We start from the raw sequence: 6,098 nt of genomic DNA on the forward strand, positions 1-6,098 counted from the left end.
CCTCGCGGCCCTGCGGCCGCTGCTCACGCCTGGCGTGTTCGCGACCTTCGAGCAGGCGGTGGCCCAGCGCGCCGAGGCTGGCGAAACCCAGCACACCGAGATCGTCCGTATTGTCGAGGCGACGATCGACGAGGCCGAACTCCTCGGCGGCGAGGCCGTGATCGTCGTCCGCTTCGTCTCCGACCAGCAGAACTACACGCGTGATCGACAGGGGCAGGTTATCGCCGGCACCGAGGCGATGACCGAGATCGTCGACCTCTGGAGTTTCGAGAAATCCCTCGGCGCGGCCGACCCGACCTGGCGGCTGGCGGCGGCGCGCAGCGGCTGATCCATGCACCGATCCACCTTGCGCGGCCTTGCCGCGCCGTTCACCGCCATCACCCTGCTCGCCGGCTGTGCCTTGCCGCCCGCCGGCGCGCCCCAGGCCGATCATGCCGGCCTCACCCCTGTGCCCTTCGCTACGCTCCCCGGCTGGAGCGTTGAGGCTGCCGTCGCCGGCCTGCCGAGTTTCCAGAGGTCATGCAAGGTGATCGCGGTCATGCCGGTCGACCAGACGCTGGGCGGCGCCGGCGTGGCTGGCGCGCTCGGCGGCAAGGCCGGCCAATGGCGCGCTGCCTGTGCTGCCGCCGAAGCCGTCCCGCCGGATGACGCGGCCGCGGCCCAGCATTTCTTCGAGGCATGGATGGTGCCCTATGCAGCGTCCGGCGCCACGCGGATCACCGGCTATTACGAGCCGGTCTATCCCGGCTCGGAAATCCGCGAGCGCGGCTACGATGTCCCGATCTACGGTCGTCCGCGCAATCTCGTGAACGCCAACCTGTCCGCCTTCCGCGACGCCTCCGGCAAGCGCCGTATCGTCGGCCGCCTGCGCTACGGCACAATGGTGCCCTATTACACCCGCGCCCAGATCGAGGCCGGCGAGATCAACCGCGAGGCCAAGGTAGTTGCCTGGGTGAAGAATCCGGTCGACGCCTACATGATCCAGCTCCAAGGCGCCGCGCGCCTGCGTCTGCCGGACGGCACGCTCATCGATCTCGGCTTCGACGGCACCAACGGCCGCACCTACACGCCGATCGGCAAGCTGATGGTCGAGAAGGGCTATTTGAAGCCCGACCAGGTCTCGATCACCTCGATCCGCGCGTGGCTGCTCGCCCATCCCGTCGAGGCGCGCGGCCTGATGGATGCGAACAAGAACTACGTGTTCTTCAAGCGCATCCGCGGCGTGCCCGACGATCTCGGCACACCCGGCGCGCTTGACGTGCCGCTGGCGCCGGAAGGCTCGATCGCGGTGGACGAGAAGGCGATTCCGCTCGGCGCGCCCGTCTATGTCGCGACGAAGTCGCTCGCCCGGCTGACCACCGCGCAGGACATCGATGTCGGTGCCCACGGCACCTCCGCCGCGCAGATCTTCTTCGGAATCGGCAACGAGGCCGCGGCGCAGGCGAGTGCCCAGGACGGCACAGGCCGGATCTTCATCTTCCTGCCCCGCCAGCCCGCCGCCGCGCCGACATCCGCCAAGGGAGCGTCCTCATGAGTGAATCCGCCGCGGCTGCACCGCGCGTCGCCCTGTTCGTCACCTGCCTCGCCGATCTCTACCGGCCGAGCGTCGGCTTCGCCGCCATCCGCCTGCTTGAGGCCGCCGGCTGCACGGTCGAGGTGCCGCGGGCGCAGACCTGCTGCGGCCAGCCCGCCTACAATTCCGGCGATCATGAAACCGCCCGCGCCCTGGCCGAGGGCCTGCTCACCGCCCTCGCGGGCTACGATTACGTCGTCGCCCCCTCGGGCTCGTGCGCCGGCATGCTTCGCAAGCACATGCCCGGCCTGTTCGAGGCCGACCCCGACCTGCGCTTCAAGGCCGACGTCATCGCCGCGAAAACCTTCGAGCTCACCAGCTTCCTGGTCGACGTGATGGGTTTTGCCGGGCTCGATGTCGCCCTGCCGCAGCGCGCCACCTATCACGATTCCTGCGCCGGGCTGCGCGAACTCGGCGTCAAGGACCAGCCCCGCGTGCTGCTCTCCCGCGTCGAGGGACTGGAGATCGTGGAAATGGACACGCCCGAGGTCTGTTGCGGCTTCGGCGGCACGTTCTGTGTCAAGCATCCCGACATTTCCGCCCGCATGGTCTCCGACAAGACCGCCGACATCGCCGCGACCGGCGCCGAGCTGCTGCTCGCCGGCGATCTCGGCTGCCTGCTGAACATGGCCGGCCGCCTGACCCGCGAGGGCAAGCCGGTTGCCGTGCGCCACGTCGCCGAGGTGCTCGCCGGCATGACCGGCGAGGTGGCGCCGATCGGCCGCGGCCGGGACGGGAGCGCCGCTTGAGCGAAAGCGCGACCCCGCACGGCTCTCCCGGCGAGAAGCTCCGTCTCGCTGGCCTGATCGGCGTGCTCGGTGTCGTTTACGGCGATATCGGCACCTCGCCGCTCTACGCGGTGCAGGCCTCGCTGTCATATTTCCCTGGCAATAAACTCCAGGAATCCGACGTCCTTGGTCTGCTCTCGCTCATCTTCTGGGCGCTGATCATAACCGTCACCATCAAATACGTCCTGCTGATCATGCGCGCCGACAACGAGGGCGAGGGCGGCACGCTCTCGCTGATGGCGCTCGCCCAGCGCGTCACCCAGTCCGACCGGACGAAATGGATCATCGGCATCATCGGCATCTGCGGTGCCGGCCTCTTCTTCGGCGATGCGACAATCACCCCCGCCATTTCCGTGCTCTCCGCCGTCGAGGGCATGGAGGTGGTCTCCCCGGGGCTCAAGGAATTCGTGCTCCCGATCGCCATCGCGGTCATTCTTGTGCTGTTTTTCGTCCAGCGGTTCGGCACGGCGCGGGTGGGCGGTGCGTTCGGCCCGATCATGGTGATCTGGTTCGTGGTGATCGGCGCGCTTGGTCTTCACCAGATCTTCATTCATCCGAATGTCTTGCGCGCGCTGGTTCCTGTCTACGGCGCCGCGTTCATCATGCGGCACGATCTTCTCGCCTTCATCGCGCTCGGCTCGGTCGTGCTGGCGGTCACCGGCGCCGAGGCGCTTTACGCGGATATGGGGCATTTCGGCGCGAAGCCGATACGCGTCTCCTGGCTGTTCTTCGTCCTTCCATGCCTGCTGCTCAACTATTTCGGCCAGGGCGCCCTCGTGATCCGCGATCCGCACGCCGCGAGCAACCCGTTCTTCTTCCTGCTGCCGCATGCTCTGGTGGTGCCGATGGTCATATTGGCGACCATCGCGACAGTGATCGCCAGTCAAGCCGTGATCTCCGGCGCCTATTCGGTTGCCCGGCAGAGCACCCAGCTCGGCCTGCTGCCGCGCATGCCGATCCGCTACACCAACGAGACCGAGCAGGGGCAGATCTATGTCCCGCCGGTCAACAGCTTCCTGTTCGTCGTCGTCGTGCTGCTGGTCCTCGGTTTCGGCTCGTCTTCCGCCCTCGCCTCGGCCTACGGCATCGCCGTCACCGGCACCTTCCTGTCGACGAACGCGCTGGCTGCCTTCGTCTATTGCCGGCATTTCAACTGGCCGCTTCGCCGCACCGTGCTGGTCTTCGGCGCCATCGGGCTGGTTGATTTCGCCTTCTTCAGCTCCAACGTGCTGAAAGTGTTCGATGGCGGCTGGGTACCGCTTGCCATCGGCTTCAGCCTCATCACCGTCATGACCACCTGGCGCCGCGGCCGCGCCCTGCTTCACCAGCGCTGGCAGCAGGATAGCCTGCCGCTCGCCTCGTTCCTCGGCCGGCTGCCGCAATCGCGCATCGTCCGTGTTCCCGGCGTCGCCGTCTTCATGACCGGAAACCCCGAATATACGCCGTCCTCGCTGCTGCATAACCTCAAGCACAACAAGGTACTGCACGAAACTGTGGTCTTCGTCACCGTGCGCAATCCCGGCGTCCCCTTCGTGGGCGATGCGCGGCGCGCCAAGGTCGAGGAACTCTCCGAGGGCGTCTATCGCGTGCTGCTTTCCTTCGGTTTCATGGAAAGCCCCAACATCCCCCGAGCGCTCGACCTGCTGCGAGAGCAGGGGCTGCCCTTCAACCCGATGCAGATCAGCTATTTCCTCGGCCGCGAGACCATTGTCGCCGCGACCGTGCCCAAGCTCGGCTTCATCCGCAGGGCGATCTTCCTGTTCATGCTGCGCAACGCGATATCGGCCACCGAATTCTTCAAGATCCCGTCCGACCGCGTCGTGGAACTCGGCGTGCGGATCGCCATCTGAAGGGCATGGCCGTCGCCATTCCCCGCGCCGTCGCTGCCGACGGCACCGAACTGCATCTCGTGCCGATCCCGCCGGCACGCCTGCCACGCGTGCAGAAGCGAGATCTTGAACAGGCCTGGGAAGCCGCGCACCGCGCCGCCCGCGCCGGCGCCGAGGGGCCGCGCCGCGGCTTCCGCTTCGCCGGCGGCCCCGATGTCGTGCTGCGCGACCGCGATGCCAGGGTCTGGGCCTCCTCGGTCGACCATATCGCCGATCTCTCGACGGCGCATGGCGTCTCCGTCTGCCTCCGCCTGCTCGGCCTCGTCGCCCTGCTCGCCGGTGGCGGCTGGACCGCCCGTTTCGTGCGGTTCGACCGTGGAGCCGCAGAGCTCGACGGTGCGCTGCTCGGTGCCGCGGCCCGCACTGGCTTGACCGATACGGGCGCTCTCGACGAGAACGCCCTGCGCGCACAGCTGCTCCCGCGCGAATCCGAGGAAAACCCGCCATGCCGCGCCCCATCCTGACCCTGGCCCTGCTGATCCTGCCGCTCGCCGCCTGCACCTTCGGCGCGCCGCCGCCCGCCTCGCCCGCCGAGCAGGCCGACATCGCGGCCTGCACCCAGCAGGCCAATGCCTATGAGCGCGCGCACGACTATGCCTATCTCTCGCGCACCGACCAGTTCGCCACCCCGTTCCAGGGCACGCCCGACCAGGGCTCCCGGTTCGACCGCCTTGCCGAGATCCACGCTCGGCGGGACATGATCTCGCGCTGCGTGCGCAATGCGAATCCGGCCTATGTCGGCAGCGGCGCCGCTCTGCCCGAACCCACGATTGTCGGCCCCGCTAGGTAGCCCGGGCCCGGCCGGGCGCCTGCCCGATCGTATGACGCGGTATCGTCACCCCAGGGCGGTTCCGGTTGGCGCCAAACCGATCTAGTCTGCCGCGCGCCGCCGAAGATCAGGAGGAGCCGCGATGAAGCCGCTTGGCTATTCCATCGTCAATCGCTTCGACCCCGAGGCCCTGTTTGCCCCGAAGACCATCATGCTCTCGGGCGGCGACACGGCAGTCGGCCGATCGCTGCGCGCCTCGCTGGACGCCGCCGGCTTTCCGGGCGACGTCAGGGAACCGGGGGAGGGCGCGCAAACTGTCGATCTTGCGCTGATCGCCGATCCGCCCGAGGCGGTGCCCGGCGTCATCGCCGGCCTCGCCGGCCGCCTCCGCGGGGCGGCGGTGGTCTACGCCGCGGTCGACGGATTGCGGGAGGCAGCGCTGGCCGCCCGAGTGCGGGTCGTCGGCCCGCGCTCCTTCGGCATCGCCGCACCGGGGGCGCGGCTGAACGCCTTGCGCAGCCACATACCGCCGCCGCCCGGTCGGGTCGCGCTGCTCGGCCAGTCCCCCGCGCTAGCCCGCGCGGTGATCGACTGGGCGGCGCCCAACGGCATCGGCTTCTCCCATGTCGTCGGCATCGGCGGCAATGCGGATATCGGCTTCGGCCGGGTGCTCGACCATCTCTCGCGCGACCCCGGCACCGGCCCGATCCTGATGGAAATCGCCGGCCTGCGTGATCCGCGCCTGTTCCTCTCGGCCGCCCGCGCGGCGGCGCGCCTGCGTCCCATCGTCGCCATCGTTCCCGGCGCCCGGCTTGGCGATCCAAGCGGCATCGCGCTCGCCGGGTTCGAGGCCGCGCTGCGCCGTGCCGGCGTGATGCTGACCACCAGCCTCGGCGAATTTCTTGCAGCCGCCGAAACGCTCACCCGCGCCCGTCCGGCCCGCAGCGACAGTCTTGCGATCATCGGCAACAGTGTTGGCGCCTGCCGCCTCGCCGCCGACACCGCGCTCGCCGCCGGCATCGGCCTTGCAGCGCTGTCCGACGAAACCCGCCGTGTGCTCGGCCTGCTGCTCGGCGCTT

General features: G+C 68.8%; 6 protein-coding genes and 1 pseudogene. All 7 read left to right on the top strand.

The genetic code is table 11. The annotated features are described in order from the left end of the window. Nucleotides 1-328 (top strand): Tim44/TimA family putative adaptor protein (locus APM_RS05875; protein WP_007422437.1); only part of this gene is annotated, 328 nt, incomplete at its 5' end. 3 nt (nt 329-331) lie between these two features. Continuing rightward, nucleotides 332-1,534 carry a murein transglycosylase A gene (locus APM_RS05880; RefSeq protein ID WP_039887905.1) on the top strand — a complete coding sequence of 401 codons (1,203 nt, stop codon included), beginning with the start codon at nt 332-334 and terminating at the stop codon, nt 1,532-1,534. Then, nucleotides 1,531-2,322, top strand: a complete 792-nt coding sequence (locus APM_RS05885; protein ID WP_007422439.1) for a (Fe-S)-binding protein — start codon at nt 1,531-1,533, stop codon at nt 2,320-2,322. The genes APM_RS05880 and APM_RS05885 overlap by 4 nt, the downstream gene beginning before the upstream one ends. Then, on the top strand, nt 2,319-4,211 hold the full coding sequence (locus APM_RS05890; protein ID WP_007422440.1) for a potassium transporter Kup: 1,893 nt from the start codon (nt 2,319-2,321) through the stop codon (nt 4,209-4,211). Before APM_RS05885 ends, APM_RS05890 begins: the two co-directional genes overlap by 4 nt. 5 nt (nt 4,212-4,216) lie before the next feature. After that, nucleotides 4,217-4,714: a hypothetical protein gene (locus tag APM_RS05895; RefSeq protein ID WP_007422441.1), complete on the top strand. Its 498-nt coding sequence runs from the start codon at nt 4,217-4,219 to the stop codon at nt 4,712-4,714. Then, nucleotides 4,696-5,040 (top strand): hypothetical protein, encoded by a 345-nt coding sequence (locus APM_RS05900; protein WP_007422442.1) that lies wholly within the window; start codon nt 4,696-4,698, stop codon nt 5,038-5,040. Before APM_RS05895 ends, APM_RS05900 begins: the two co-directional genes overlap by 19 nt. 121 nt (nt 5,041-5,161) lie before the next feature. Next, nucleotides 5,162-6,098, top strand: a pseudogene (locus tag APM_RS05905) (acetate--CoA ligase family protein); the annotation flags it as partial.

It is taken from the genome of Acidiphilium sp. PM (genome assembly GCF_000219295.1).
Lineage (GTDB): Bacteria > Pseudomonadota > Alphaproteobacteria > Acetobacterales > Acetobacteraceae > Acidiphilium > Acidiphilium multivorum.

What these genes read in the sequence shown, in the direction of transcription:
- APM_RS05880 (WP_039887905.1), top strand. Translation starts at nt 332, where the DNA reads ATGCACCGATCCACCTTGCGCGGCCTTGCCGCGCCGTTCACCGCCATC.
- APM_RS05900 (WP_007422442.1), top strand. Translation starts at nt 4,696, where the DNA reads ATGCCGCGCCCCATCCTGACCCTGGCCCTGCTGATCCTGCCGCTCGCC.
- APM_RS05885 (WP_007422439.1), top strand. Translation starts at nt 1,531, where the DNA reads ATGAGTGAATCCGCCGCGGCTGCACCGCGCGTCGCCCTGTTCGTCACC.
- APM_RS05895 (WP_007422441.1), top strand. Translation starts at nt 4,217, where the DNA reads ATGGCCGTCGCCATTCCCCGCGCCGTCGCTGCCGACGGCACCGAACTG.